This window comes from Variovorax sp. (assembly GCF_035634955.1).
Classification (GTDB): domain Bacteria; phylum Pseudomonadota; class Gammaproteobacteria; order Burkholderiales; family Burkholderiaceae_C; genus Variovorax.
In genome coordinates this window covers 20,893-47,530 of the sequence record NZ_DASQBZ010000016.1, presented here as the reverse complement: position 1 = coordinate 47,530, position 26,638 = coordinate 20,893, and the positions used below count along the sequence as shown (strand labels likewise).

The window sequence follows — 26,638 nt, the reverse complement described above, 5'->3', positions numbered from 1 at the left end:
TGACGAACTCAGGTCAAACCCAAGCTTTCGATTTCAGGATGCGAAAATAAGCCTCCCCAGCGGGAGGCAGGCGCCCTAGGACTTTCCCGGGGGCTTCCATGCCGGGCGGTCGCCGGCTGTGCGCCAGGCGCTGGTGTCGAACCACCGATCGGCCTCCAGCCAGGCGCGCAACGCGGGCAGCGCGTCGAAGCCCCAGAAGTGCTGGCCATCCACTTCCAGCGTCGGCGTGCCGAAGATGCCGGCCGCGACCGCGGCGGCGGTGTTGGCGCGCAGCTGGGACTTCGCCGAGTCGCTGCCCGGCTCGCGCACCAGTGGCAGCCGGGTCGCCAGGTCGGCCAGGCGTGCCGGGTCCGAGGGATCGGCGCCGCCGCGCCAGATGTCGCGAAAGATGGTCTCGGTGACGAATCGATTGGTCTCCCCGCCTTCGGTGGTGGCCAGCGCCAGGCGCAGGTGCGCCAGCGGGTTGAAGGGATGCATCGACGGCAGGTCGAACGGCACCTGGTGCGCATGCCCCAGCCACAGCGCGTGGCGGTAGGTCGCCTCGCGCTTGTGCGGCACTTCGGCCGGACCGAGCAGGCCGTGCGCGCGCAGCAAGGCGCCCAGCAGCACCGGCCGGTAGCGCACGTGAAAGCTCAAGCCGGCCAGCGCCTGCGGCAGGTGCTCGAAGGCCAGGTAGGCAAAGGGCGAGAGAAAGTCGTAGTGGAAGGTGATGGTCTTCATGGCTTGGCCTCGGACGGCGGTGGTTCGCCAATGCCGGCCTCGCGCAGGCGCCGCGCGATGCGCACCCACACGTCGCGCCGCCCTTCATCGGTCAGCCCACTCCAGTCGGCGATCTCGTCGAGCGAGCGCAGGCAACCCTGGCACAACCCGCTGCCCGGGTCCATCAGGCACACCGAGACGCAGGGCGAGGTCACCGGGCGGCCGGCCGGCTGCGCCAGCACCGCGTCGGCCCGGCGCGCCAAGGTCGACGCGTCCACCACCGCGGCCATCATGACGCGGCCGCCTTCGGGCCGCCATGACATCCGCGCGGCCCTGCCATGCGCGGCCCGCTCACGCCGCGGACTGCACCACGTCCACGACCGGCGCGCCGGTCAGGCGCTCCAGGTCCTGCGGCCGCAACTGCACCACCGAGTGCGGATGGCCGGCGGCCGCCCACACCGTGTCGAAGCGGAACAGCTCGCGGTCGATCAGCATCACCGGCGCGTTCGCATGCCCGAACGGCGACACACCGCCGATCGAGAAGCCGGTGGACGCCTTGACGAAGTCGGCGTCCGCGCGGCCGGTCTTGCCAACCAGCGCGTCGACCTTCTTCTCGTCCACGCGGCGGTCGCCCGAGGCGACCACCAGCACCGCCACGCCGTCGGCCTTGCGCCGGAACACGATGCTCTTGGCGATCTGCCCGACGTCGATGCCCAGCGCATCGGCCGCCTGCTGCGCGGTGCGCGCAGCGTCGTCGAGCATCACCGGCGCATGCGGGTGGCCGGCGTCTTGCAGCAAGCGCGCGACGCGCTGCACGGATTCGGGAAGAGCGGTGAGTTCGGCGCCACACATGGCTGCGAGTCTCCTGTAGACAAGGGAAAGCCACGCAGTGTAGGCGCAGCAAAAATCACTTGCGCCGCCCGCGGCGCGCACCTATAGTTAGCCACATGGCTAACCATTCGCTCTCCCTCTCGCTGAGCCAGATGTTCCTGGCGCTGGGCGACCCGACCCGACGCGCCATCGTCGATCGGCTGGCCGGCGGCTCGGCATCGGTGAAGGAGCTGGCCGCGCCGTTCCGCATGGCACTGCCCTCCTTCATGAAGCACCTGGGCGTGCTCGAGCGGTGTGGCCTGGTGCGCTCACGCAAGGAGGGTCGGGTGCGCCTGTGCGAGTTGGCGCCTGAACCGATGCGCCTGGCCGAAGACTGGCTCGAACAGCAGCGACAGGTCTGGGAGGCCCGCACCGATCGTCTCGCCCGCTATGTCGAAACCCTCTATGCAAAGGAAGCACTTGCCATGTCCGACAACGCATTGAACCCGAAGCTCGACCTGGAAATCAGCCGCCTGCTGCGCGCACCGCGCGCCCTGGTCTGGAAAGCCTGGAGCGACCCCGCCCATCTCAAGGAATGGTGGTGCCCCAAGCCCTGGACCACGGAGGTGCGCACCTTCGACTTCCGCACCGGGGGCGACTTCCATACCTTCATGCGCGGCCCGGCCGGCAACGAGACCGAGGAAAGCGACAACCCGGCCGTGTTCCTCGAGGTGACGCCGATGTCGCGCATCGTCTTGACCACCTCGCTCGGCTCGGGCTGGCGCCCGCAGGAGACATGGCTGCCGATGACCGCCTTCATCACCATGTCGGACGAAGGCAGCGGCACGCGCTACGTGGCCCGTGCTCTGCACCGCGACGAGGCCATGCGCAAGCAGCACGAGGAAATGGGCTTCTTCGACGGCTGGGGCACCGTCATGACCCAGCTCGATGAATACGCCCTGAGCCTGAAGTAGCCCGCGCGTCAGCTCACAGCAGGTCGGCCAGCTGCGCGCGCAGGCGGCTGATGGCCTGGCTGTGCAGCTGGCACACCCGGCTCTGGCTCACCTCGAGCACGGCGCCGATCTCGCGCAGGTTCAGTTCTTCCTCGTAGTAGAGGTTCAGCAGCAGCTGGTCGCGCTCGGGCAGGCCCGAGATCGCCTCCACCACCTGCTGGCGCAGGCCGCTTTCCATCAGCTGCGCCAGCGGGTCGTCGCTGCGCCGTTCCCCGCCTGCGGCCGTCGCATGCTGGTCGATGAAGGAGTTCTCGGCGTCGCCGCGCGCGAAGTCCTCCACGTACAGCAGCTGGCAGCCCTGGATCTCCTGCAAGAGCGCCTGGTAGTCCTCCAGGTCCATCTTCAGCTCGCGCGCGATCTCGCCTTCGCTGGGCGGGCGGCCCAGCCGGTGCTCCAGCGCCTGGATCGCCTGCTCCACGCCGCGCGCCGACTTGCGCAGCCCGCGCGAGCCCCAGTCGCTGGCACGCAGCTCGTCGAGCATCGCCCCGCGGATGCGCTGGCTGGCGAAGGTCTCGAACTGCGCACCCTTGTTGTCCTGGTAGCGGCCCGAGGCATCCATCAGGCCGATCATCCCGGCCTGGATCAGGTCGTCCAGTTCCACGCTGGCCGGCAGTCTGGCCATCATCTGCAAGGCGATGCGGCGCACCAACGGCAGGTGCTGCTCGAGCAGGTGGCGCTTGGCGATGGTTCCCTGTGCGGTGTACACGTCCCGTCTTCCTCTCAGGCTCTCAGGCGGCCAGGCCGTACGCGGCATGCCGGGCCGGCAGCGGCGCCGCGCCGGGGCGGCGCGCCGGCGCGGGCGAACGCGACGGCCAGCGCAGCACGTCGGCCGCCAGGCGTCGCAGGTCGAGCGCGGCGGGGCTGGCCGGAAAGGCCTCGACCACCGTGCGGCCGAGGCGGCGGGCATCGTCCAGGTGCGCATCGGCGCGCACCCAGCCGGCCGCCTGCAGCGACACCGCCAGGTAGCGGCTGCCGGTGGCGGCCAGGTTGTCCATGATGGGCTGCGCCTCCCCGGCGCCGGCGACGCCGTTGACCAGGAAGCGCAGTTGCCGCAGCCCGTGCGCGTAGTGCAGCCGCTTGATGCCTGCATAAGCGGCGGTGATCGACGCCGGCTGCGGGCGCAGCACCAGCAGCAGCTCGTCGGCCTGCTGCGCCAGCGGCGACAGGCGGCCATCGGCATCGAGCGCCGCATCGACCAGCACCACGCCGCCCGGGCAATGCGCGCGCGGCGCGAACGGCTCGGCGCCGTCCGCATCCTGCCGGCCGGGCGCAAGCGCCACCACGTCGACCCCGCAGCCGGCACGCGCCGGCACCGGATCGCCAGGCGCGCCCAGGCCTTCGAGGGCCCACACCGCGCCGGCCGAGCCGGAACGCGCCGGCTGCTCGTCCACCAGCAGCACGTCCCTGCCCTGCAGCACCAGCGCCGCCGCCAGCCCCATCGCCGCGGTCGTCACGCCCTCGCCGCAGCCGACGGCCGCCAGCGCGACGACGCGCGTGGGCGCCGGCGACAGCAATCGGCGCAAACCTTCCGCCTGGTCGATCACGCGCAGCGTCATCGTCGTTCCTCCTCAGGCGTCCTGCGCGGTGGCCGCGAGTTGCTGGCGCGCCGCCGGCGGCGCCGATTCGGTGTCCAGCGCCTCGAGCAGCAGGAACAGCTTGCTCACGCCGAGGTACAGCGCATTGCCGCTCACCGGGCGCGTGCCGCGCGTGGTGCGGCCGGTCAGCTGGCCGAGCAGCGCGCGGGCGCGGTCGGCCCATTCGCCGCTGGCCTGCATCAGGCGCCACACGGTGGTGCCGGCCTGGCCGGCCACCAGCAGGCGCTTGACCATGGCGGCATCGCCCGGCTCGCCGAGTCCGCCGGCCAGCTGCACACCCTGGCGCAGCAGGCGCAGGCAGCCTTCGGCGTCGGCAGCCCAGGCGTGCCATTGCGCCAGCTGGCGCGCCTCGACCTCGCCGCCGGTGTTCGACAACAGGTAGTGCTGGGCCACGATCCTGTGGCTGCGCGGGTCCATCAGCCGCACTGCCACGCAGCGCAGCGGCTGCAGCGCTGCAGCCTCCGGGCCGGCGCGCAGCAGCACTTCGGCATGCGCCAGGCGGCGCAGCGCCGGCTTGCCGCGCCAGGTGACCGCCTGCGCTTCGCCGTAGTCGAATGCCACCCGCGCAAGCGCGCTCGACACGCCGCTCGCCGCATCGATCACGCCGGTGGTGGCGGCCCCGCGCGCCAGCCAGCGCAGGCCCTGCGCCTGCCACTGCTGCAGCACGTCGAGCGCCGGCAGGGCGGACAGCAGATGCACCATGGGCTTGCCCGGCGCCTGCGCATCCAGCCACTGGACCTGGCGCGCCTGGGCACGCCGCCGCGCCTCACTCATGCCGCGCGTGGCCACCGTCGACAGCCATTGGTTGGGCGCGGCCAGTGGCGCGCCGTTGCGGTCGGACAGCAGCAGGCTGCTGTGGCAGGCGTAGGCGTCGCCGCCTTCGCTCACGCGCAGGCCGACCCGGCCGTACACCGCCAGCACGTGGCTGCCGCATGCACCGGCCACTTCGCCGCGCGCATGGGCCGACACCGCGTCCAGTACCGCCTGCTGCGCCACCTGCGGGTCGCCCGCCTGGCGCCACAGGCGGCGCGCGACGTCGAAGCCGATGCCGGCATCCGACAGCGCGCGGGCCGTCGCGGCCAGCTCCTGTGCGTCATGCGCCATGGCGCGGATCAGGTTCTGGTAGCGCGTGCGCAGGCGGCCGGCCTCGGCCTGGGCCTGCAGCTCCGCTGCGGAAGGGCCCTCGGCCGGCGCCTGCAACTCCGGCGGCACGAACAGCGCATGGTGGCGGCGCGGCTGGAAGACGGCGTCGACCAGTTGCGCGCGGTCGGCCAGCATCAGGTTCTCCGGCACCTTCTGGCCGCTGGAAACATAGTGCACCGGCAGGCGGTGGCGGATCACCGTGTCGATCAGCGCGCCCGGGTGCGTGGCCTCGTCGACCTTCGTGAAGATGCAGCCGGCCAACTCGCCGCGGCCGCCGTGGCGGTAGGCATGCACCACCTCGTTGAGGGTGTCGCCGTGGCTGGTGCCGTTGAGCAGCAGCAGGCGCTTGACCGGCCGCTGCGCGCTGCCGAGCATGGCGATCTGGTCGGACACGGCGCGGTCGCGCTGGCTCATGCCGACGGTGTCGATCAGCACCATGTGCTTGCCCTGCAGGTCCTGCAGCACGACGTGCAGGTCGGCCGCGTCCTTGACCGCGTACACCGGCACGTTGAGGATCTGGCCGTAGATGCGCAGCTGCTCGTACGCGCCGATGCGGAAGCTGTCGGTCGTGACGAGCGCCAGCTTGTCGGCGCCGAAGCGCATCACGCAGCGCGCCGCCAGCTTGGCGGTGGTGGTGGTCTTGCCCACGCCGGTCGGGCCCATCAGGGCATAGACGCCGCCTTGCGACAGCAGCGCATCCTCGTCCGGCAGCACCGGCAAGGCACGCATCAACTCGGCGCGCGCGAAGGCCATGCCCTGCGCGTAGGTCTGGCCCGTCGGCAGCTTCTCGAGCATGGCGCGCGACAGCCCGGCGCTGAAGCCGGCGCCCAGCAGGGTGCGCAGCAGCCGGCCGCGCGCCGGGTCCTGGCGCTCCTTCTCGTTCCACTGCGCGTTGGCGAGCTGCTCCTCGAGCATGCCGCGCATCGAATGCAGTTCGTTGAGCACCGCGTCGGGCTGCGCGGCCGGCGCCACCGGCGCCGCGGCCGGGGCCGGGGCCGTCATGACGGTGGCCGCGGGCGGAACCGGCATGGCGGGCAGGCGGTCCGCCGCCTGCAGCGCGATCGGCCGGCGCATCTCGGGCAGCGCCGGCGCAGCGGGCGCGACGGGCGCCGCCGAGATCGACGGCGCGGGCGGGGCGGCCGGAGCCGCCACCTCGACAGCCTGCAGGGCCGCGCCCTCGGCCATGGCGACGATCTCGACGCCTTCGGGCAGGGCCCGGTTGCTCAACACGATGGCATCGGTGCCCAGCGCCTCGCGCACCAGGCGCAGCGCCTCGCGGCTGGTGGGGGCAAGGAATCTGCGGGCTGCGGCCCGCACGTCGGTGCTCGGGTTCAAACACGTCCTCCAAGAGTGGCGGTGACTTTGATGTGGCACGAATCAGGGATCTCCGCGTGGGAGAGCACCTTGAGCCGTGGAATGCTGCGGCGCAGGAACCGCGAGAGCAGCACGCGCAATGCGTGCTGCACGACCAGCACGGGCGCCAGGCCCAGCTGCTCCTGCCGTTCGACGGCCGCCTGCGCCTCGCGCAGCAGGTTGTCGGCCAGGCCCGGCTCGATGCCGCTGCTGCTGGTCAGCGCCTGCTGCAGCACGCGGTCGAGCGAGCCGTCCAGGCCGATCACCTGCAGTTGCGCGTCGCCCGGGAACAGGTGCTGCACGATGGCCCGGCCCAGCGCCAGGCGCGTCAGCGACGTCAACTCGGTGGCGTCCTTGACCGTCGGCGCATGCTCGGCCATCACGTCGAGGATGGTGCGCATGTCGCGGATCGAGACTTCCTCGCTCAGCAGGTTCTGCAGCACCTTGTGCAGCGTGCTCAGCGACAGCACCTTGGGCACCAGCTCCTCGGTCAGCTTCGGCGCCGTCTTGGCGATCTGGTCGAGCAGCTGCTGCACTTCCTGGCGGCCGAGCAGGTCGGCCGCATGCGTCTGGATGAGGTGATTCAGGTGCGTCGCCATCACGGTGCACGCATCCACCACGGTGTAGCCCTGGATCTGCGCCTGCTGGCGCAGGCCGCCGTCGATCCAGACGGCCGGCAGCCCGAAGGCCGGGTCCTGCGTGGGCGTGCCCGGCAGCGTGCCGCTGACCTGGCCGGGGTTGATCGCCATCCACATGTTGGGGAAGGCCTCGCCGCGGCCGATCTCCACGCCCTTGAGGCTGATCACGTAGGTGTTGGGCTTGAGCTCCAGGTTGTCGCGGATGTGCACCACCGGCACCAGGAAGCCGATCTCCTGCGCGATGCGCTTGCGGATGCTCTTGATGCGCCCGAGCAGTTCGCCCTGCTGCGACTGGTCGACCAGCGGAATGAGCCGGTAGCCGACCTCCATGCCCAGCGGATCGATGAGCGAGACGTCGTCCCAGGTGGCCTCGGCCGTGTCGGCCGACGGCGCCTGCGCCGCCTGCGCGGCCGAGGCCGCCTCGGCGGCCGCCTGCTGCGGCTTGCGCTGCGCCAGCCGCCAGCCCAGCCAGCCCAGGCCGCCGGCGATGATCAGGAACGCCAGGTTGGGCATGCCCGGGATCAGGCCCATCAGGCCGACGATGCCGGCGGTGAGGAACAGCACCTGCGGGTTGGAGAACAATTGTCCGGTCAACTGCCCGCCGACGTCCTCGTCAGTGGTGACGCGCGAGACGATCACGCCGGCGGCGGTCGAGATCACCAGCGCCGGGATCTGCGCCACCAGGCCGTCGCCGATGGCCAGCAGCGTGTAAGTGGTGCCGGCGGTGGAGAAGTCCAGCCCGTGCTGCACCATGCCCACCACCAGCCCGCCGATGATGTTGATGACCAGGATCAGCAGGCCGGCCACGGCGTCGCCGCGCACGAACTTGCTGGCACCGTCCATGGAGCCGTAGAAATCCGCCTCCTGCGCCACCTCGGTGCGGCGCTTGCGTGCCACGTCCTCGCCGATCAGGCCGGCATTGAGGTCGGCGTCGATCGCCATCTGCTTGCCCGGCATGGCGTCGAGCATGAAGCGCGCCCCCACCTCGGCGATGCGGCCCGCGCCCTTGGTGATCACCATGAAGTTGATGATCACCAGGATGATGAACACCATCACGCCGACCGCGAAGTTGCCGCCGACCAGGAAGTGGCCGAACGCCTCGATCACCTTGCCGGCCGCGTCCGGCCCGGTGTGGCCGTGCATCAGCACCACGCGGGTCGAGGCCACGTTGAGCGACAGGCGCAGCAGCGTGGTGAACAGCAGCACCGAGGGGAAGGCGGCGAAGTCCAGCGCCTTCATGGTGTACATGCTGACCAGCAGCACCATGATCGACAGCGCGATGTTGAAGGTGAACAGCAGGTCCAGCAGGAAGGCCGGCAGCGGCAGCACCATCATGCTGAGGATCAGCACTATCAGCACCGGGCCGGCCATGCCCTTGAACTGGCCTCCGCCGAAGAACTGCGCCGGGTTGCGCATCATCTGAGCCATTGCGCTCATTGGAAGCCCTCCGTGCTGCGCACTGCGGTGCGAGCGCCTTCAGGCGGCCGGGCGGCGCTCATGCCACCCCCGCCGGGTTGAAGGCCAGCGCTTCGGGTACGTGCAGCGTGGTCGGCGTGCGCGGGGCCTGGCCGCCCTCCTCGCGCCAGCGCTTGAGCTGGTAGACCCAGGCCAGCACCTCGGCCACCGCCGTGTACAGGCCGGCCGGAATCTCGTCGCCCAGGCGCGTGTGCTTGTACAGCGCCCGGGTCAGCGGCGGCGCCTCGAGCACCGCCACCTTGTGCTCGGCGGCCAGTTCGCGGATGCGCTGGGCCACCAGGTCGGTGCCCTTGGCCACCACGCGCGGCGCGCGCATCTCGCTGTCGACGTACTTGAGCGCCACCGCGAAATGGGTCGGGTTGGTCACGACGATGTCGGCTTTGGGCACCTCGGACATCATCCGGCGCCGGGCCACCGCCTGCTGCTGCCGGCGGATCGCCGCCTTGATGTGCGGATCGCCCTCGCTTTCCTTGTGTTCCTGGCGCAGGTCCTCGCGTGACATGCGCAGCTTGCGGAAGTGGCTCCACAGCTGCCAGGGCACGTCCACCAGCGCCACCAGCACCAGCGTGGCGGCAATCAGGGCGCAGTCGCGCGCGACCAGCGCCACCGCCTGCGACAGCGCCGCTTCCGGCGGCAGCGTCATCAGCTGCATCATCGCGTCGAGGTTGTGCGAGATCACCCACCAGGCCACGCCGCCGATCAGCAGCGACTTGGCCAGCGCCTTGATCAGCTCGGCCAGCGACTGGCTGGAGAACATGCGGGCGATGCCCGCCAGCGGATCGAGCTTGCTGAACTTGGGCGCGACGGCCTTGCCGGAGAAGAGCCATCCGCCCAGCAGCATCGGCGCCACCAGCGCGGCCACCGCCATCATCAGGAACAGGGGGGCGACCGCCGCCGCGACCTGGACCAGCGCCACGCCGGCCTGGGTCATCATCTGCGCGGGATCGAACGCGGCGCTGCGGTCGAAGTGCAGGCCATGGCGCAGTGCCCGGTCCATCGCGCCGCCGAGCGAGCCGGCCATGAACCACAGGCCGCCGATGGCGGTGCCCAGCATCACCAGCGTGCTCAGCTCGCGCGAGCGGGCCACGTTGCCTTCCTCGCGCGCCTTCTCAAGGCGCCGCTCGGAGGCGGGTTCCGTCTTTTCGAGATCGCTTTCCTCAGCCATTCGTGCTCCATCGAGCACGGTGGGGAATCGCCTGCTCGTGACCGATTATTCGATCCGGGGCGCCCGGCCAATCGGCCGATCAAGCAGCACTTCGCCCCTCTTTTCCGGACGCAGCGGGCTCAGAAGCCCAGGCTCTCGAGCAGGTCGTCGACCTGCGACTGGTCGGTCACCGCGTCCGCGCTGCCGGGGGCGGTCTGCGGCCCGTTGAGCAGGCTGTTGGCCGCCGGCGGCTCCGGCCGGCGGTCGACCGGAGAGTTGTCGATCAGCACCTGCAGCAGCTGCGACTCGACCTCGTTGACCACGTCCATCATCTTCTTGATGACCTGTCCGGTCAGGTCCTGGAAGTCCTGCGCCATCAGGATTTCCATGAGCTGCGCGTTGATGTCGCCGGCCCGGCCGGGTACGCCCTGCAGGTAGGCGCGCGTGTCGAGCACCAGCTCGCGCGCCTGGTTCAGCTCGATCGGGTCGGCGAACCAGGCGTCCCAGCGCCCGCTCAGGCCCTTGGCGTCGGCGGCGAGCGCGTCCTGCAGCGGCTGCGCCACGTCGATCGCGTTGAGCGTGCGGTGCGCGGCGCGCTCGGTCATCTCGGCCACGTAGTTCAGGCGCTCGCGGGTCGAGGGAATGACCTGCGCTGCGCGCTCGAACTGCTTGTCCAGGCCGAGCTCGCGCATGCCCTCGCGCAACTGGCGCGTGACCTGGGCGATGCGGCCCAGCAACTGATCGGCGCTGATGGCCTGGTCGGTGTTCATCGGGGACTCCATTTCAGTTCCTCCTTCACGCGTGCGCGCGGCCGCGGCGCAAGCGCCGGCGCCGGCCAGGCGTGGCCGGGTTCATTTCAGTCTCTCGAAGATCTTGGTGATCTTCTCTTCCAGCGTGGCGGCCGTGAACGGCTTGACCACGTAGCCGTTGGCGCCGGCCTGCGCCGCGGCGACGATGTTTTCCTTCTTGGCCTCGGCCGTCACCATGAGCACCGGCAGGCGCGCAAGGTCCGGGTCGGCGCGGATGGTCTGCAGCATCGTCAGGCCGTCCATGTTGGGCATGTTCCAGTCCGACACGACGAAGCCGAAGCTGCCGCCGCGCAGCTTTTCCAGTGCCGCGACGCCGTCCTCGGCCTCGTCCACGTTCAGGAATTCCAGTTCCTTGAGCAGGTTGCGCACGATGCGGCGCATGGTCGGGAAGTCGTCCACGACCAGGATCTTGATGCTCTTGTCCATTTCGCTCTATCTCTCCATTGCAGGGTTCTGTGTCATACGCGGTTGGCGCGCGCGCCGAAGGTGCGCAGGTGGGCCAGCACGCGCTTGCTCATTTCGGACAGGGGCGCCACCTCGTCGGCGGCGCCGAGCGCGATCGCCTCGCGGGGCATGCCGAACACCACGCAGCTGGCCTCGTCCTGCGCCAGCGTGTAGGCGCCGGCGCGCTTCATGCGCAGCAGGCCCTCGGCGCCGTCGCGGCCCATGCCGGTCAGGATGACGCCGATGGCGTTGCGGCCGGCATGCCGCGCGGCCGAGTCGAACAGCACGTCGATCGACGGGCGGTGCCGGTTCACCGGCGGCTCCTCGTCGAGGTGCGCCACGTAGTTGGCGCCGCTGCGGCCGAGCGACAGGTGGAAGGCGCCCGGGGCGATGTAGGCATGGCCCGGCAGCACGCGCTCGCCGTGCTCGGCTTCCTTGACGGTGATGCGGCACAGCCCGTCCAGCCGCTGCGCGAACGAGCGCGTGAAACCCGCCGGCATGTGCTGCGCGATGAGCACCGCCGGGCTGTCCGGCGGCAGCGGCTGCAGCACTTCGCGGATCGCCTCGGTGCCGCCGGTGGAGGCGCCGATGATGATGAGCTTCTCGGTGCTCAGCAGCGGGCTGCGCAGCAGCGCCTCCTGCGGCGCGTCGGCCGCCGGCACGGCGCCGGCGCGGCGCGCCGGCTGCAGCCGCGCGCAATGCGCCGCGCGGACTTTGCCGGCGATGAGTTCGGTGTAGTTGAGCAGGCCGTCGCGCACGCCCAGGCGCGGCTTGGTGACGAAATCGACCGCGCCCAGCTCCAGCGCACGCAGCGCGATCTCGGATCCGCGCTCGGTGAGCGACGAGACCATCACCACCGGCATCGGCCGCAGGCGCATGATCTTCTCGAGGAACTCCAGGCCGTCCATGCGCGGCATCTCGACGTCCAGCGTCAGCACGTCCGGGTTGGTCGCCTTGATCAGGTCGCGCGCCACCAGCGGGTCGGCCGCGGTGCCGACGACCGTCATGTCGGGCTGGCTGTTGATGATCTCCGTCATCACGCTGCGGATCAGCGCCGAATCGTCGACGCAAAGCACCTTGATCTTCTGGCTCACGAAATGGCTCCTGTTGCGGCCAGCGGCATGAGGCGGCGCAGCAGGGCGCCCTCCTCGCGGTGCACGTGCCCGATCTCGGCCTGGCCGCGCAGGCGGCGCACGATGGCCTTGCCGCTGTCGGGCAGGAAGCACACGCGGCGCGCGTGCGGCCCGCGCAGGTCCTGGGCGGTGACGGTGATGCGCTGCGCGCTCAGGTAGCGCAGCACGAAGTCGGCATTGCGGTCGCCGATGTTGAGCGTGGTCATGTTGGCCAGCACGGCGCCGCCGCCGAACACCTTGGCGCGCAGGCGGTCGCGCCGCGCGCCGGCGCGCAGCACCTCGCGCAGCAGCACGTCCATGGCGTAGGCGCCATAGCGCATCGACTCGGCGGCCTCGCGTACATGCCCTTCGCCGTCCTCGGCGAGCATGAAGTGGTTCATGCCGGCCACGCCGCTGTCGATGTCGATCAGGCAGGCGGCCACGCACGAGCCCAGCACCGTGGTCAGCACGGTGTCGTTGGTGGTGACGTAGTACTGCGACGGCAGCAGCTTGACCGCCATGCGCTCGAGCTCGCGGTCGTAGTAGTGGTGCCGCGCCAGCGCCTCGGCGTCCGGCATGGCCAGCGGAACGCGAACGCTCATCGGGCAACCTCGTACACGGTGTGGCCCAGCGGCTTGAACACCGGGTTGACCAGCGAGGCGTTCTCCGAATGGCCGGCGAACAGCAGGCCGTCCGCATGCAGCAGCGGCACGAAGCGGTCGAGCACGCGGCGCTGGGTCGGCTTGTCGAAGTAGATCATCACGTTGCGACAGAAGATCGCGTCCATCGGCTCCTTGACGGGCCAGGACGGGTCGAGCAGGTTCAGCCGCGCGAACCGCACCATCGACGCGACTTCCGGGCGGATGCGCACCTTGCCGGCATAGGCGCCGGTGCCCTTGTTGAAGAAGCGGCGCAGCCGCTCCGTTCCCAGGCGTGCGACCTGGTCGGCCGCGAAGACGCCCGCGGCGGCCTTCGCCAGCACGGCGGTGTCGATGTCGGTGGCGATCACCTTGGCCGAGCCGGCGCGCTCGCCCAATGCCTCGATCAGGGTGATGGCGATCGAGTAGGGCTCCTCGCCGGTGGATGCGGCCGCGCACCAGACGGTGACCGGATGCCGCGCCTTGCGCACGTGCTCGGCCAGCACCGGGAAGTGGTGCGCCTCGCGGAAGAACGACGTCAGGTTGGTGGTCAGCGCGTTGATGAACGACTGCCACTCGTCGCCCTCGGGGCGCGCCTCCAGGCTGTCGAGGTAGTCGCCGAACTGCGGCAGCCGCAATTCGCGCAGGCGGCGCGACAGGCGGCTGTAGACCATCTGCCGCTTCTGCTCTCCCAATGCGATGCCGGCACGCCGGTGGATGAGGGACCGGACTCTCGAGAAGTCGCTGTCGGTCAGGATGAATTCGGTGTTCACGGCATGCTTGTGGTGTCGCTGGTCAATGTACAGGCGGGCCCTGCCGGTCAATGGCTCGAGCAGGAGGCGAATTGCCGCGCTGCTCGCGTCCTGCCCGGCGTGGCCGCCCGTGTTTGCGCGCTAGCAGGCCCCGCTGACTTCCTGCGACCAGGCCAGCGCGTGCAGGTGCGCCGCGTTGACCTCGTCCGCGCCGACGAACAGCGCCTCGGCCAGCGCCCCGGCCTGCCGGTCGCCGTGCTCGCAGGCTTCCACCAGCGCGATGAAGGGCCCGTAGACGCCCTGGCGCGAGACGATCGCCTTCTGCACCATGTCGCTCAACTGGAGCTTGTCCATCACTTCCGCCATCGGCAGGCCGAGCAGCTGGTCGATCAGCGAGAACATGCCGGCCACGAACAGGCCGTCGGAATCGGTGTCGGGCAGCAGCCCGCGCCCCAGCAGCTCGGCGAAGCGCCCGCGCAGGATGGAGCGGCGCATCATGTACGGCGCACTGGCGCCGTTGCTGGTCGCCAGCAGCAGCGCCAGCCAGCGCAGCAGCGGCGTGTAGCCCAGCATGGTCACGGCGTGCCGCATCGAGGTGATCTGCACGCCGGCACCGACGGCCGGCGAGTTCATGTGGCGCAGCAGGCGGTACGTGATCGCGGCGTCGTGCTTGAGCGCGGTCTCGATCGCGGCCATGCGCTCGTCGCGCTTGACCATCTGCATCAGGTGCACGATCTGCGCCGCCTCCGGTTGCAGCTCGCCGTTCTTCACCTGGACCGGCGGGGCGCCATGCGCGCCGTCGGCGAACACATCGACCTGCTGCGACGCAAGCCGCGCGAAGTCGTCCCAGCCGGCCAGGCGGCTGGCCACGAACTGCGGGCCCGGGGCGCCCTCGGGCAGCTTCTCGCGCAGGGCGTCGAGCAGCGCCTGGTCGGCGGCGCCCACATCCAGGTGCGTGGCCACGCGCAGCAGTTCGCCGTCGTCCTGCAGCACCGCGGCGGCGCCGAGCATGACGCCGAAGCCCTGCTCGCGCAGGAAGCCCAGCATGGCGCGCGTGCCCTCGTCGATGGCGGGCTCCTGCGCCAGGTCCACCACGAAGCCTTGCGAAGGCAGCGTCAGCAGTTCGGGCAGGAACAGCGCCTCGACCGTCATCCCGAGGTGGACCGGCAGGCCATCGGGCTGCCAGCCGCCGGGCGCGGATTCGAACTGCCGCGCCAGGCATGCGAGCAGCGCGCGCGCGTTCGCGGCCCCCGTGGCCGCGCCGCCGGCGGCGCTCCAGCGCATGCGGTAACCGCGCACGCGCTTGTGCGCGTCGATCTGAAGTGTGCAGGCCAGCATGGTGGGTGGCTCAGGCGGTCGCCGCCGCGGCCCGCGCGGCACCCGCCAGCGCCGACGCGCTGGCTGCCTGCGCGCGCTGGATGCGCGGCATCGCGCCCACGTCGATGATGAACGCCACGCTGCCGTCGCCCAGGATGGTGGCGGCCGAGATGCCGGGCACCTTGCGGTAGTTGGTCTCGAGGTTCTTGACCACCACCTGGTGCTGGCCCAGCAGCTCGTCCACCAGCAGGGCGAAGCGGGCGTCGTCGGCCTGCACGATGACCAGGATGCCCTGCGCCGGATCGGTCTGCGCGCCGGCCACGTCGAACACGCGGTGCAGCGCGATCAGCGGCAGGTACTCGCCGCGCACCTTGATGACCTGGCCGTCGCCGGTGACCGAGTGCAGGTGCTCGGCGGACGGCTGCTGCGACTCGATCACGTAGCTCAGCGGCAGGATGTAGGCCTCGTCGCCGACCTTGACCGACATGCCGTTGAGGATGGCCAGCGTCAGCGGCAGCACGATGCGGGTGGTGGTGCCCTGCCCGCCGCGCGACTGGATCTCCACGTGCCCGCCCATCTCCTGGATGTTGCGCTTGACCACGTCCATGCCCACGCCGCGGCCCGAGATGTCGGTGACCTGCTCGGCGGTGGAGAAGCCCGGCGCGAAGATCAGCTGCCACACCTCCTCGTCGGGCATGGTCTCGCTCACCGGCAGGCCCTGCTGCATGGCCTTGGCCAGGATCTTCTCGCGGTTCAGGCCGGCGCCGTCGTCGCTGACCTCGATCACGATGTTGCCGCCGTGGTGCTGCGCCGACAGCAGCAACTGCCCGGTGGCGTCCTTGCCCTTGGCGCGGCGCACGTCGGGCGTCTCGACGCCGTGGTCGAGACTGTTGCGCACCAGGTGCGTGAGCGGATCGATGATGCGCTCGATCAGCCCCTTGTCCAGCTCGGTCTCCTTGCCGAAGGTGTCCAGCCGGACCTGCTTGCCCAGCTTGGCGCTGACGTCGCGGATTACCCGCGGGAACCGGCTGAACACGTAGTCCATCGGCATCATGCGGATCGACATGACCGATTCCTGCAGGTCGCGTGCGTTGCGCTCGAGGTGCGACAGGCCGCTGAGGAAGCGTTCGTAGACCACCGGGTCGAGGCGCGTGGCGGCCTGGGTCAGCATCGACTGCGTGATGACCAGTTCGCCCACCAGGTTGATCAGCTGGTCGACCTTCTCGACGTCCACGCGGATCGAGCTGGACTCCTTGCCGTTCGCCGCGGCGGCAGCAGCAGCGGCCGGCGCCGGCGCGGCGGCCGGGGCCGACGCTGCGGGCGCTGGCGCGGCGACGGGCGCAGGCGCAGGTGCGGGTGCGGGTGCGGCGGCTGCATGCGCGCGGGTGATGACGATCTGCGATTCGTCGATGACGAAGCAGCACACGGCGACGATGTCGTCCGGCGCGCAGGTGGTCTCGAGCGTGACGCTGAGCTGGTCGCCGCTGCCGCTGCGCGCGACCACGCGGCCGAGGTTGGCCAGCTCCTCGGCGAGCAGGTCGCCCTCGCCCTGGCCGAGTCCGCTCAGGCGGATCTCCAGCGCGCCGTCGGCAGCGGGGGTCGCCGCTGGTGCCGGGGCAGCGGGGGCCGCGGCCGGAGCCGGGGCCGCCACGGGGGCGGCAGCCGCCCCGTCCGGATCGGTCTCCAGTGCGAGTTGTTGCAACACGGCGCAGATGTGCGCCACCCGGTCAGGTTCGGGCTCCTTGCCCGCCTGGTAAGCCGCGAGTTGTTCTTGCAAGGCGTCCTTCGTTTCAAGAAAGGTGTCGATCATCGAGGCGGTCATGCGCAACTGGGCGTGGCGCGCCCGGTCCAGCAGGGTCTCGAGCAGGTGCGTGGTTTCGGTCAGGGCGACGAAGCCGAAAGTGGCGGCGCCGCCCTTGATCGAATGGGCGGCGCGGAAGATCGCGTTGAGCTGCTCGTTGTCGGGCGCGTCGACGTCGAGCTCCAGGAGCAATTGCTCCATCTGCGCCAGAAGCTCGACGGCTTCGACGAAGAATGCTTGGGAAAACTGACTGAGGTCCATCGTCTTTATCTGAGGTCGAAGCGGTCTACGGGCGGACGCCGGGAGGCGTGAAGGCGGTCGGTGTCAGCACCCGGCCGCCGGTGGCCGGGGCGGCTGCCGCAGGCAGGGTCGGCGCGGGCACGGCGGGCGCGGCAAGAGCCGGGGCGGAAGGCGCCGGCACCGGAACCGCCACCGCCGTGGGCACGGCGGTGGCGCGATCGGCCGGCAGCGCGGCGAAGCCGCTGCTGTTCTCGCGCTCGATCTGCTCCTGCGTGCGGCGGTTCAGCAGGATGATGCTGATGCGCCGGTTGATCGGGTTGCGCGGGTTGGCCTTGTCCAGGTGCATGCTGTCGGCCAGGCCGACCACGCGCATGACCTTGTTCTCGCTCATGCCGCCCATGACCAGTTCGCGGCGCGAGGCGTTGGCGCGGTCGGCCGACAGCTCCCAGTTGCCGTAGGAGCGGTCGCCGTTGGTGTAGACGATCGAATCGGTGTGGCCCGACAGCGTGATCTTGTTGGGCAGCTCCTCCAGCGTCGGCGCGATCGCCCGCAGGATGGCGCGCATGTGCGGCACCAGGCGCGCGCTGGCCAGGTCGAACATCGGGCGCTTCTCGCTGTCCACGATCTGCAGGCGCAGGCCCTCGGTGGTGATGTCGATCAGGATCTGCGACTTGAACTGGCGGAACACCGGGTTGTCCTGGATCAGGTCCTCGATGTGCTTCTTGACCGCGTCCAGCCGCGCCGCCTCGGCCTCGGCCTCGCGCTCCTGCTCGGACATCTGCTGCTCGCCTTCCACGTGCATCGGGTCGGGCCCGCCGCCGGGGATCACGCTCGAACTCAGGCTGGCCTTGTCGCCGCCGTGCATGGCCACCTTCAGCGGCATGCGGAAGTGCTCGGCAATGCCCTCGCGCTGCTTGTCGGACGAGATCGACAGCAGCCACATGACCAGGAAGAAGGCCATCATGGCCGTCATGAAGTCGGCGTAGGCGATCTTCCAGCCGCCGCCGTGATGGCCGCCCTGGCCCTTGACGACGCGCTTGACGACGATGTGCTTTCCCTCGCTCATGTCGTCGCTCCGGCTCGCATGTGTTCGCGCATGGCCTTGTTCATGTGTGTCGCGTGCCGGCGCCTCAGCGCGCCTTGACCTCGCGCACGTGGTCGTCGAGTTCGGAGAACGACGGCCGCTCGGTCGAGAACAGCACCTTGCGGCCGAACTCCACCGCCAGTTGCGGCGCGTAGCCGTTGAGGCTGGCCAGCAGCGTGACCTTGGCACACTGGTAGAGCTTCATGCCCTCTTCCACCTTGTGGTCGATCAGCGTCGCCAGCGGCGTGACGAAGCCATAGGCCAGCAGCACGCCCAGGAAGGTGCCGACCATCGCATGCGCGATCAGCGCGCCCATCTCGGACGGCGGCAGGTCGGCCGAGGCCAGCGCGTGCACCACGCCCAGCACCGCGGCCACGATGCCCAGCGCCGGCAGCGCATCGCCCACGCGCGAGAGGCAGTGCGAAGGCACCTCCGCCTCGTGCCGGATCGTTTCGAGCTCGTGGTCCATCAACGCCTCGATCTCGAAGGCGTCGGTGTTGCCGCTGATGACCAGGCGCAGGTAGTCGCGCAGGAAATCCATGATGCCCGTGTCGGCGGTGATCGCCGGATAGCGATTGAAGATCTCGCTGTCCTGCGGGTTCTCGACGTCGTTCTCGAGCTTCATCATTCCGTCGCGGCGGGCCTTGGCGAGCAATTCGTACAGCAGCGCCAGCAGGTCCATGTACAGCTGCCGGTTGTGCTTGGACGAGCGCAGCAGCCGGGGCAGTTCCTTGAGCGTCGCCTTGATCGCCTTGCCGTTGTTGCCGGCAATGAAGGCGCCCAGCGCGGAGCCGCCGATCATCAGCAGCTCGATCGGCTGGAAAAGCACGCCGAAGTGGCCGCCCATCAACCCGTAGCCGCCGAACACGGCTCCGAGGACCACCACATATCCCAACAGTACGAGCACACGAATCCCCTTCGCCCTCAGGCTTGACTCCCGGACGAATTGCGCACCGCCGACTCGTCGCCGACGCGCCAGCCGATCCCCTGTCCGGGCGCCGGCGCGCTCGTCGCACCGGCAGGATCAGCCGCTCATTGCCTTGCTTGTCTCTTCGCTATGCGGCCACGCACTCCACCTGTCGCGCCGGGCGCGCCTTGCCGGCCCGCGACGGCGGACGGCACAGCACGCACACGTAGCCGCGCTTGTTGTCGTGCGCATGCGCCACGAAATGCCCGCCGCACCGGCTGCACGGCGTCAGCTGCAGCATGTCGCTGTCGAAGAAGCGGACCATGGTGTGCGCGCGCGTGAAGTCGAGCACCAGCTCGCTGCCGCTGGCCTCGACCTGCTCCCGGTAAAGGCGGAAGCTCTTGATCAGCGCCTGCAGGGAATGCTCGTCGGCCTCCACCCGCATGAAGCGGTAGATGTTGTAGAACATCGACGAATGGATGTTGGCCCGCCACGTCATGTACCAGTCGGTGGAAAACGGCAGCAGTCCCTTGGGCGGCGACACGCCCTTGAGTTCCTTGTAGAGCTGGATCAGCCGCTCCCGGCTGAGATTCACTTCCATCTCGAGGAATTGCAGGCGTGCGCCCAGGTCGATCAATTCGATCGCCAACTGGATTTCCCTGACCTCGCCGAGAACGCTTTTCTTGCTCATTGCATTTCGCCGGATTCACGGACCTGCAATTGCCGTGCAGCCATCAGAATAGACATATGAGCCTGCTGCAATAGCGATTCCTTTTCTTCGCCGAACACCGAAAAAACCGGATGATCGTGCAAACGAAAACTGCACAGCAGGAAATTGGAAGCCGCCAGTTTCATTATTTGAGCCAGCGACATATTGGCCAGAAGATCAGCCAGTTCTCGGCTGATTCCCAGGCGGTACATCGCAGCGCCACGGTCCATTTTCACCAGCTTCTGAGCCAGCAGCATATAAGCCAGATTGAGGTCGCCGATCTCCTTGGAGATCTCCACGCCGCCCTCGTTGCCATCCCTATCGAATTCCGTTTCCACAACGCACTCCATACAGACTTGATGTCTCGGAATCCAGTATATCTGCTGGTTGTTACCAAGTGTTTTTTAGGCTGTTAACAATTACCGATCTTTGCCAACGTTATGTGTACTACCAACTTCTACAGGGTGGAACTATTTCGCATTTCCACTGTGTACTGGATTTAGTCCGTGAAGAAGAAAGTAGTAATCGCATTGATTTCTTCATCAATGAGATTTCATATAGTTTCAACATAAAGTATCAATTCGGCGTTTTGGCGTGAAGTTCTTCACGGGATTTGCGCCGGATTGCGCTGATCGTTGTTTTCGATGCCATGAACCCACGCCATGACCTCTGCAACCGCCCTGTAGAGCTGCGGCGGGATCTGCCGATCGAGCTCGACCTGCATCAGCAACCTGACCAGGTCGGGCGACGAATGGACGAACAGGCCGTGCGCGCGCGCCTCGCGCACGATCGACTCGGCCGCCACTCCATAGCCCTTGGCGACGACCCGCGGGGCGGACGCCGGGTCGGCATGCGACAGCGCCACCGCCCCGCCGCGCGTGGCGGCAGCATCCTGCGAACGTTCGGTCATGCCCGCTCCTGTGCGCGCACCTGGAACTCGCGCAGGCGCAGGCCGGCCGCCTCGAAGCGCCGCGCCAGCGCCGCGCCGTCGCTCGCCAGCCGGCCGGCGGCCTGCGCGTCGCGCGCGATCAGGCTGGCCTGCACGCCGCCCCCATCCAGCCCCAGGCGCACGTCCAGCGTGCCCAGGCTGGGCAGCGTCATCGACACGTGCGTGGTCCAGCGCCGCTCGGCGGCCGGCTCCGGCTGTTGCGCGGCGCCGCCGTCGTCCTGCCGCGCGTCGTCTTCCTGGATGGACCATTCCATCGGCACGCCGGGCCAGGCCTGCCCGCTCCAGCGGAACACCGATGTGGCCAGCAGGTCCAGTTGCTGATGCACCAGTTGCATCGATTGCGGGAGGATGGCGGTGGCCTGCGCAGCGGCACCCGCCGCCTGCGCGCCGGCCGATGGCGCGGGCGCGGCGGCTGCGCTGTCGGCCGCGCTGGACGCGGGCAACATGCCTTCGCCCAGTCGGTACGCCGCCTGCACCCGCGTGGCATCGGTACGGCCGGGCGAGTCCGCGTCAGCGGCTGACCGCGAATCGGGCGCGGCGTCCGGCTGCGCGGGCGTCGTGCCGTCGGCAGGGGCCTGCGCGGTCGACGCGACAGCCGTGCCCGCCGCACCGGGCGCCGGCGACGACGCATGCCCGAGGGCCGGTGCGGCCGAATCGGCAGGCGTCGCGCCGGCCGGTGCATTCGGCAACCCGCCGGACGCCGGGGCGGCCACATCCGTGCCGCGCGCCGGTGCCCACTGCGCCTGCGGCTCGGCATTCATCTGCGCCAGCGACCGCGCGCCGGCGGCGAACTGCGCCAGGTGCGATTCGTAGAACAGCCCGCTGGCATCCACCGTGGCGGCCAATGCGCCGGCAAACGCCGGCACCGGCGTGCCCGACGCGGACGCCCACACAGGCGCCTGGCCGCGCACCGGCCCCGCGTCGCCGCGCACCTGTCCCAGCACCGCGCTGATGATGCGTGCCGCCGCCGACAGGTCGGTCGTGGCCGAGGCCTGCGGCGCAGGCGCGCCGGCGCGCGGCTGCTGCTGCGGCGCATCGGCAGCCGCCGACGGCGCCATCCGCTCCAGCGCCGCCCTGGACGGCAGCCGCACCTCGTTCGCCACCCGCTCGGCCAGCGGCACCGCACCGGGCGCGCCGACCCGTGTCTCTGGCTTGATCGACGCGACGTCCGGCCGCGGGCCATTGGCCGCGAGCAGCGAATCGATCAGGGTGGACAGGGCGATCACGATTGCGTCCGTTCAGGCGCCGGGGCTCAGTGCGTGCCGCCGTAGGCGTCGCTGAGGTTCTTCTGCGCGTTGAGCGTTCCCATGTTCGACAGCAGCGACTGCAACTGCGGCCGCACCAGCTGCACCACGGTTTCCTGGTCGGCGCGGATGCGCTGGATCAGCACCCGCGCTTCGTCGCGCAATTGCTCTGGCAGCGTCTCGGGCGCGGGCAGGCCCTTGAGCCGCTCGATCATCACCGCGCAGTTGAGTTCCAGCTCGGGGAGCCGGCCCCAGTCCCTGGCGACGGCCAGCGCAGCCATGCTCGACGCGTACTGCGCCAGCCGGCTGTAGCAATGGAGGACTTCGCTGCCACGTGCCATTTCATCTTCCTCGTTCATCTTCGGTTCCGGGGGGAGGGTCAGGCGCCGGCGGCGCCCGGTTCGATCTCGCGCCACGCCGAGGCAATGCTCTCGAGCAGGCGCTGCGCCTCGTCGAGCGCATCGACGTCGTCGCGCAGGTTGGCCTGCAGCAGGCGTCGCACGATGTAGTCGTACAGCGCGCCCAGGTTGGCGACCAGCTGCGTGCCCGCCGGTCCGGCCGCGTCGGCATCCAGGCTGGCCTTGAGCCCGTTGGCCACGATGTCGATCGCCTTCGAGATGGCCTGGCCCTTGGCCGGCACGTCGCCGCGCTCCATGTGATGGCGCGCCATGCCGAGCGTCGTGCGCGCGCCGTCGAACAGCATGCAGATGAGCTGGTGCGGCGAGGCACTCATGGCGCTCGATTCGACGCCCACGCGCGCGTAGGCGTTGGCACCGGTCCTGAAGTGGTGGGGTGTGTACATGGTCGGCGCTTCCCGGGTCTCAGTTGCTGCTGTTGGTGGCGTTCATCGCCTCGAACTGCTGGGTGAGGTAGGTCATCGTGTTGTTCATGCTGCTGATCAACACGTCGAGCTGGGTGAACTGGGTGCGGTAGCGCTCCATCGTCGCGTCGATGCGCGCCTGCATCGCGTCGTACTGCTCGTCCAGGTCCTTGATGGTCGACGTCACGCCCTCGGAAGCCACCGTCAGGCTGCCGCCCGACTTGGTCAGGTCCTCGACCAGCGCGTCGATCTGCTTGCCGTAGCCGGCGGTGCTGCCCGTGGCGCTGGCGAACAGGCCGGACACGCCGGCCAGGTCGGTGTCCAGCGCCTTGGACAGCTTGGTCGAATCCACCGCCAGCGTGCCGTCCTTCTGGAAGGACACGCCGATCTCCGACAGCACCTTCATGTCGGTGGTGTCGCCGGCCTGCGGCGCCGTCAGCGCCTGGCGCAGCCGGGTCTGGATACTGCGCAGGGTCGAGTCGCCGACCAGCGCGGCGGCGGTGTTGGTGTCGGCGTCGTAGGTGGTCAGCGACTTGGCCGTGCTCTGCAGGCTGTTGTAGGCCTTGACGAAATCGTTGATGGCCGAGGTCACCGCGGTGGTGTTCGCCTTCATCGACAGGCCGGTGGTGCCGGTCTGCACCAGCGTCAGCGTGGTGCCCTGGATCGCCTCCTTGACCGTGTTGCTGGCGCTGGTGATGGCGATGCCGTTGACATCGAGCTTGGCGTTCTGCGCGGCGATCGTCTGCTTGAGGTTCTGCGTGCCGGCCGGGTCGTTGCCCAGCAGGTTCTGCAGCGCGGCGTCGCCGTCGACCGAGATGCGCATGCTCGACGCCTCGCCGGTCGTGGTGGAGGTCAGCACCAGGCGGTTGGGCGTGCCGCTGCCGTCGTTGACGATGCTGGCCGTGACGCCGGCACCGGCGGCGTTGATCGCGTCCCGGATGCCCGCCAGCGTGTTGTTGCCGTCGGTGATCGTGATGGTCTTGGCCTCGCGCGAGGCGTCCGCCGTGAAGCTGGCGCCGCTGTACTTGCCGGTGGCGCCGTCGAGCGTGCCGCCGGAGATGGTGCCGAAGTCGATGGTGACGGTGCCGTTGCCGATCGCCGTCGTCGTGCTGGCCTGCCCGGCCGCGATCACCGACTGCGCCTGCGCCAGCTGCGACACCGTGATGTTGTAGGTGCCGGCCGAGCTGGGGTCGGTCGACGAGGCGGCCAGGATGCCGCTGACCGTCGGCGTGCCGGTGACGGCCTGGAACAGCGCCGGGTCGCCCAGCTTCTGCGCCGCGCTCTGCAGCGACTCCAGCGCGCTCTGCACCGTGCCGTAGGCCGACAGCTTGCTGGTGTAGCTCTTGGCCTTGGTCTCCAGCGCGGTCAACGGCTGGCTCTCGGCCGTCTCGAGCTGGGTGAGCAGGCTGCTCAGGTCGAGATTGGAGCCCACGCCCACGCTGCTGATTGTTGCCATGTCGTCGATATCCTCGAATGCGTTGAGAAGGGCGGCGCCAGGCGGCCCTTGGGCCGGCCGGCGCGCACCTTGCGGGTTCGCTGTCCGCTGCGGCCGCGCCGGGTGGCATGGCCGCAGGGGACAGCGCAGGCACTCGCGGGGTCGCCGCAGGCCTGCACCATCCATCCACCGGCCCCTCCCTCGCGGAAGGGGCCGTTGCTTTCCCTAACCGATCAACGCAGCAGCGACAGGACGCCTTGCGTGGTCTGGTTGGCCTGCGCCAGCACCGAGGTACCGGCTTGCTGCAGGATCTGCGCGCGGGTCATGTTGGACACTTCCACCGCGTAGTCGGCGTCTTCGATGCGCGAGCGCGAGGACGACAGATTGGTGATGGTGGTGCCCAGGTTGGCGATCGTCGAGTCGAACCGGTTTTGCACGGCGCCCAGCGAGCTGCGCAGGTCGTCAACGATGGACAGCGCCTTGTCGATGGCGGCCAGCGGATCGGCCGTCGAGGTGTCGCCGCTACGCTCGTTGAACGTCAGCGCGGTCGTGTTCGAGGCGTCGGAATCCTTGTAGTACACGTTGCCGGCGTTGTCGCTTACGCTGCCATCGGTGTGGACGAAGACGTCCTTGGGCGCAGGCGTGTAGGTCGCGGTGGTGTTCAGGTCCGTTGCCGAAGCCGTCGAACCGTCGAGGTAGACGTCAAGTCCACCTGTCTTGACCGAGCCGTCCGCGGCGACGTCGTATGCAGCCGTGCCGCCCGCACCGTCGATGTCGATCGTGCTGGCACCGGCCTGCGCGCGGCTTGCCACGGTGGCGCTGCTCAGCGTTTCGTCCTTGTCCCAAGCGTCGACGTCGTCCGCGCCGGCCGCCACCGTGAAGGTCAGCGTGTCATCGCCGTTCTTCACGGTGATCGAGCCACCCGTACCGGTGGTTGCAGCACCGCCGGTATCGGACATGCTGGCTGTGACGTTGGCCACGGTCGCCGCGGTGGACCCGGTAGCGTTCGTCTTGGACAGGTTGCCCACGCTATCCAGGTACAGGGTGCTGCCGTCGTCGGCGGCGGTGATGTTGCCCGTGCTGTCAATCAGGACGTCCTGGCTTTCGGTCCCGATCTTGATCGTCGCCGCGGTCTGGCCGCCTCCCGCAGGAACGAGAGCCGACTGCACGCTCGTGCCGGTCTGCCCTGTCAGTTGCGCTGCCGCGAAGTTCTCGTCCGTGGCGTTGTAGGTGTAGGTCTGGCCGCCGGTGCCGACGGTGCCGCCGTTGGCCATCAGCGCGAACACATCCGAAGCCTTGGCCGCCACGTTGCTGACCGGGGCTTGATTTTGCCGCCACGTCTGGGTGCCCGTTGCAGGGTCAGTCGACTGCAGGGTGTATGCGGTCGACGCGGTCTTCAGATCATCCAGCGTGGCCTTTGCGTTGGGCGTGCCGGAATTGTTGACGTTGAAGCCGTCCAGACCCAGGGTCTTGGCGCTGATTTCCTTCAGGTCGATGTCGATGGTTTCGCCATCATTGGCGCCGACTTGCACCGTCAGCTTGCCGGCGTCGGCCGACAGCACCTTCACGCCGTTGAACTGGGTCTGCTCCGAGACGCGGTTGATTTCGTCGAGGCGTTGGGTGATTTCAGCCTGGATCGAATCCAGATCACTGGCCGAGTTCGTGCCGTTGGCGGCCTGCACCGACAGTTCGCGAACGCGCTGCAGGTTGTTGTTGACTTCCGTCAGTGCGCCTTCGGTCGTCTGGGCGATCGAGATGCCGTCGTTGGCGTTGCGGCTGGCTTGCGTCAGGCCCTTGATGTTGGCCGTGAAGCGGTTGGCGATGGCCTGACCGGCGGCGTCGTCCTTGGCGCTGTTGATGCGCATGCCGGACGACAGTCGTTCGATCGCGGTGTTCAGCGCCGATTGCGACTTGTTCAGGTTGTTCTGGGCAACCAGGGAAAGACTGTTGGTGTTGATGACTTGCGCCATTCTCGACTCCTAACTAAGAGAGGGTTGAAGCACTTGGACCGTAACGCTGGACCCGGTCTTGATAAGGGGTTTCGAATCCACCGTTGGATGGGTTATCGACAGGTGCCGTCAAACCTTTAGGGCGCGAATCAAAAAAATCCGGAACGACGCGGCGGCGGCTCAGGCCGGCAGGCTCATCACTTCCTGGTAGGCGGCCACCAGCCGGTTGCGCACCTGCAACCCGGTCTGGAAGGCGACGTTGGCTTTCTGCAGGTCGACCATCACGTCGTTCAGGGCGACGCCGGGCTTGCCCATCTCGAAGGCCTCGGCCTGTCCGTAGGCGCGGGTCTGGGCGCCGCTGATCTCGTCGAGCGAGCGGCGCAGTTCGCCGGCGAAGCCGCCGGCGGGGGCGGCGTCGGTGGTGGCTGCGGCGGGCTGGAAGCCGGCGCGCACGGCGGTGGTCCGCATCTGCTGCAGGACCGATTCGATGGCGGCAATGGACATGGATGGTTCTCCGTTCGTGTGTCTGCGGGTGGCGAAAAAAGCGCGCATGGCGC

General features: G+C 69.3%; 27 protein-coding genes and 1 pseudogene. 2 read left to right on the top strand and 26 right to left on the bottom strand.

The features are described 5' to 3' along the window. Positions 1-75: 75 nt before the first annotated feature. The 3 genes from VES41_RS07760 to VES41_RS07750 are packed head-to-tail and all read right to left on the bottom strand — an operon-like array spanning position 76 to position 1,551. Positions 76-720 carry a 2-hydroxychromene-2-carboxylate isomerase gene (locus VES41_RS07760; protein WP_324815159.1) on the bottom strand — a complete coding sequence of 215 codons (645 nt, stop codon included), beginning with the start codon at positions 718-720 and terminating at the stop codon, positions 76-78. Continuing rightward, a complete protein-coding gene (locus tag VES41_RS07755; RefSeq protein ID WP_324815156.1) occupies positions 717-992 on the bottom strand; it encodes a DUF1289 domain-containing protein in 276 nt (91 codons plus the stop codon). Before VES41_RS07755 ends, VES41_RS07760 begins: the two co-directional genes overlap by 4 nt. A 58-nt stretch (positions 993-1,050) precedes the next feature. After that, entirely contained in the window at positions 1,051-1,551 is a 501-nt protein-coding gene (locus VES41_RS07750) for a YbaK/EbsC family protein (protein WP_324815154.1), read from the bottom strand. Between the two features lie 95 nt (positions 1,552-1,646). Between VES41_RS07750 and VES41_RS07745 the strand changes: the two are divergent. Both VES41_RS07745 and VES41_RS07740 read left to right on the top strand, forming a co-directional pair. Further along, a pseudogene (locus VES41_RS07745) lies at positions 1,647-1,973 on the top strand (ArsR/SmtB family transcription factor); the annotation flags it as partial. 21 nt (positions 1,974-1,994) lie between these two features. Then, entirely contained in the window at positions 1,995-2,483 is a 489-nt protein-coding gene (locus VES41_RS07740) for an SRPBCC family protein (RefSeq protein ID WP_324815751.1), read from the top strand. A 13-nt stretch (positions 2,484-2,496) separates the two neighbouring features. Here the strand turns inward: VES41_RS07740 and VES41_RS07735 are convergent, their stop codons facing one another. The 23 genes from VES41_RS07735 to fliE all read right to left on the bottom strand — a co-directional run bounded on the left by VES41_RS07735 (position 2,497) and on the right by fliE (position 26,585). Then, the gene (locus tag VES41_RS07735) at positions 2,497-3,228 is read right to left on the bottom strand and encodes an RNA polymerase sigma factor FliA (protein ID WP_324815151.1); all 732 of its coding nucleotides are present in this window, start codon (positions 3,226-3,228) and stop codon (positions 2,497-2,499) included. Positions 3,229-3,250: 22 nt separating this feature from the next. Beyond that, on the bottom strand, positions 3,251-4,078 hold the full coding sequence (locus VES41_RS07730) for a flagellar biosynthesis protein FlhG (RefSeq protein WP_324815149.1): 828 nt from the start codon (positions 4,076-4,078) through the stop codon (positions 3,251-3,253). A gap of 12 nt (positions 4,079-4,090) precedes the next feature. Next, the gene (flhF, locus tag VES41_RS07725) at positions 4,091-6,595 is read right to left on the bottom strand and encodes a flagellar biosynthesis protein FlhF (protein ID WP_324815146.1); all 2,505 of its coding nucleotides are present in this window, start codon (positions 6,593-6,595) and stop codon (positions 4,091-4,093) included. Beyond that, positions 6,592-8,688: a flagellar biosynthesis protein FlhA gene (gene flhA / locus VES41_RS07720; protein WP_414719063.1), complete on the bottom strand. Its 2,097-nt coding sequence runs from the start codon at positions 8,686-8,688 to the stop codon at positions 6,592-6,594. The genes flhF and flhA overlap by 4 nt, the downstream gene beginning before the upstream one ends. Before the next feature lie 58 nt (positions 8,689-8,746). Continuing rightward, the gene (gene flhB, locus VES41_RS07715) at positions 8,747-9,892 is read right to left on the bottom strand and encodes a flagellar biosynthesis protein FlhB (RefSeq protein ID WP_324815143.1); all 1,146 of its coding nucleotides are present in this window, start codon (positions 9,890-9,892) and stop codon (positions 8,747-8,749) included. A gap of 119 nt (positions 9,893-10,011) precedes the next feature. Next, positions 10,012-10,653, bottom strand: coding sequence for a protein phosphatase CheZ (gene cheZ, locus VES41_RS07710; RefSeq protein WP_324815140.1), 642 nt, complete (start codon positions 10,651-10,653; stop codon positions 10,012-10,014). A gap of 69 nt (positions 10,654-10,722) precedes the next feature. Next, entirely contained in the window at positions 10,723-11,106 is a 384-nt protein-coding gene (gene cheY, locus VES41_RS07705) for a chemotaxis response regulator CheY (RefSeq protein WP_324815137.1), read from the bottom strand. Positions 11,107-11,138: 32 nt separating this feature from the next. Beyond that, positions 11,139-12,218: a chemotaxis response regulator protein-glutamate methylesterase gene (locus VES41_RS07700; protein WP_324815136.1), complete on the bottom strand. Its 1,080-nt coding sequence runs from the start codon at positions 12,216-12,218 to the stop codon at positions 11,139-11,141. Next, the gene (gene cheD, locus VES41_RS07695) at positions 12,215-12,838 is read right to left on the bottom strand and encodes a chemoreceptor glutamine deamidase CheD (RefSeq protein WP_324815133.1); all 624 of its coding nucleotides are present in this window, start codon (positions 12,836-12,838) and stop codon (positions 12,215-12,217) included. The genes VES41_RS07700 and cheD overlap by 4 nt, the downstream gene beginning before the upstream one ends. Continuing rightward, positions 12,835-13,647, bottom strand: coding sequence for a CheR family methyltransferase (locus VES41_RS07690; RefSeq protein ID WP_324815131.1), 813 nt, complete (start codon positions 13,645-13,647; stop codon positions 12,835-12,837). Before VES41_RS07690 ends, cheD begins: the two co-directional genes overlap by 4 nt. Positions 13,648-13,767: 120 nt before the next feature. Then, a complete protein-coding gene (locus tag VES41_RS07685; RefSeq protein WP_324815128.1) occupies positions 13,768-14,964 on the bottom strand; it encodes an EAL and HDOD domain-containing protein in 1,197 nt (398 codons plus the stop codon). 10 nt (positions 14,965-14,974) lie between these two features. After that, positions 14,975-17,005 (bottom strand): chemotaxis protein CheA, encoded by a 2,031-nt coding sequence (gene cheA / locus VES41_RS07680; protein WP_324815125.1) that lies wholly within the window; start codon positions 17,003-17,005, stop codon positions 14,975-14,977. 25 nt (positions 17,006-17,030) lie between these two features. After that, positions 17,031-18,050 carry a flagellar motor protein MotB gene (gene motB / locus VES41_RS07675; protein ID WP_324815123.1) on the bottom strand — a complete coding sequence of 340 codons (1,020 nt, stop codon included), beginning with the start codon at positions 18,048-18,050 and terminating at the stop codon, positions 17,031-17,033. Positions 18,051-18,114: 64 nt separating this feature from the next. Further along, positions 18,115-18,975: a flagellar motor stator protein MotA gene (gene motA / locus VES41_RS07670; RefSeq protein WP_324815121.1), complete on the bottom strand. Its 861-nt coding sequence runs from the start codon at positions 18,973-18,975 to the stop codon at positions 18,115-18,117. A gap of 148 nt (positions 18,976-19,123) precedes the next feature. Further along, entirely contained in the window at positions 19,124-19,666 is a 543-nt protein-coding gene (gene flhC / locus VES41_RS07665) for a flagellar transcriptional regulator FlhC (RefSeq protein ID WP_324815119.1), read from the bottom strand. Continuing rightward, entirely contained in the window at positions 19,663-20,022 is a 360-nt protein-coding gene (gene flhD, locus VES41_RS07660) for a flagellar transcriptional regulator FlhD (RefSeq protein WP_414719062.1), read from the bottom strand. Before flhD ends, flhC begins: the two co-directional genes overlap by 4 nt. 266 nt (positions 20,023-20,288) lie before the next feature. After that, entirely contained in the window at positions 20,289-20,594 is a 306-nt protein-coding gene (locus tag VES41_RS07655) for an EscU/YscU/HrcU family type III secretion system export apparatus switch protein (protein WP_324815115.1), read from the bottom strand. Next, a complete protein-coding gene (locus VES41_RS07650) occupies positions 20,591-21,859 on the bottom strand; it encodes a flagellar hook-length control protein FliK (protein WP_324815113.1) in 1,269 nt (422 codons plus the stop codon). The genes VES41_RS07655 and VES41_RS07650 overlap by 4 nt, the downstream gene beginning before the upstream one ends. Positions 21,860-21,885: 26 nt before the next feature. Further along, complete coding sequence (locus VES41_RS07645) at positions 21,886-22,236, bottom strand: flagellar protein FliT (protein ID WP_324815110.1); 351 nt, start codon at positions 22,234-22,236, stop codon at positions 21,886-21,888. 20 nt (positions 22,237-22,256) lie between these two features. Continuing rightward, positions 22,257-22,679 carry a flagellar export chaperone FliS gene (fliS, locus tag VES41_RS07640; protein ID WP_324815108.1) on the bottom strand — a complete coding sequence of 141 codons (423 nt, stop codon included), beginning with the start codon at positions 22,677-22,679 and terminating at the stop codon, positions 22,257-22,259. Between the two features lie 19 nt (positions 22,680-22,698). Continuing rightward, positions 22,699-24,153, bottom strand: a complete 1,455-nt coding sequence (gene fliD, locus VES41_RS07635; protein WP_324815106.1) for a flagellar filament capping protein FliD — start codon at positions 24,151-24,153, stop codon at positions 22,699-22,701. Positions 24,154-24,365: 212 nt separating this feature from the next. After that, entirely contained in the window at positions 24,366-26,102 is a 1,737-nt protein-coding gene (locus VES41_RS07630; protein WP_324815104.1) for a flagellin, read from the bottom strand. Positions 26,103-26,261: 159 nt separating this feature from the next. After that, a complete protein-coding gene (fliE, locus tag VES41_RS07625; protein WP_324815101.1) occupies positions 26,262-26,585 on the bottom strand; it encodes a flagellar hook-basal body complex protein FliE in 324 nt (107 codons plus the stop codon). Positions 26,586-26,638: the final 53 nt, after the last annotated feature.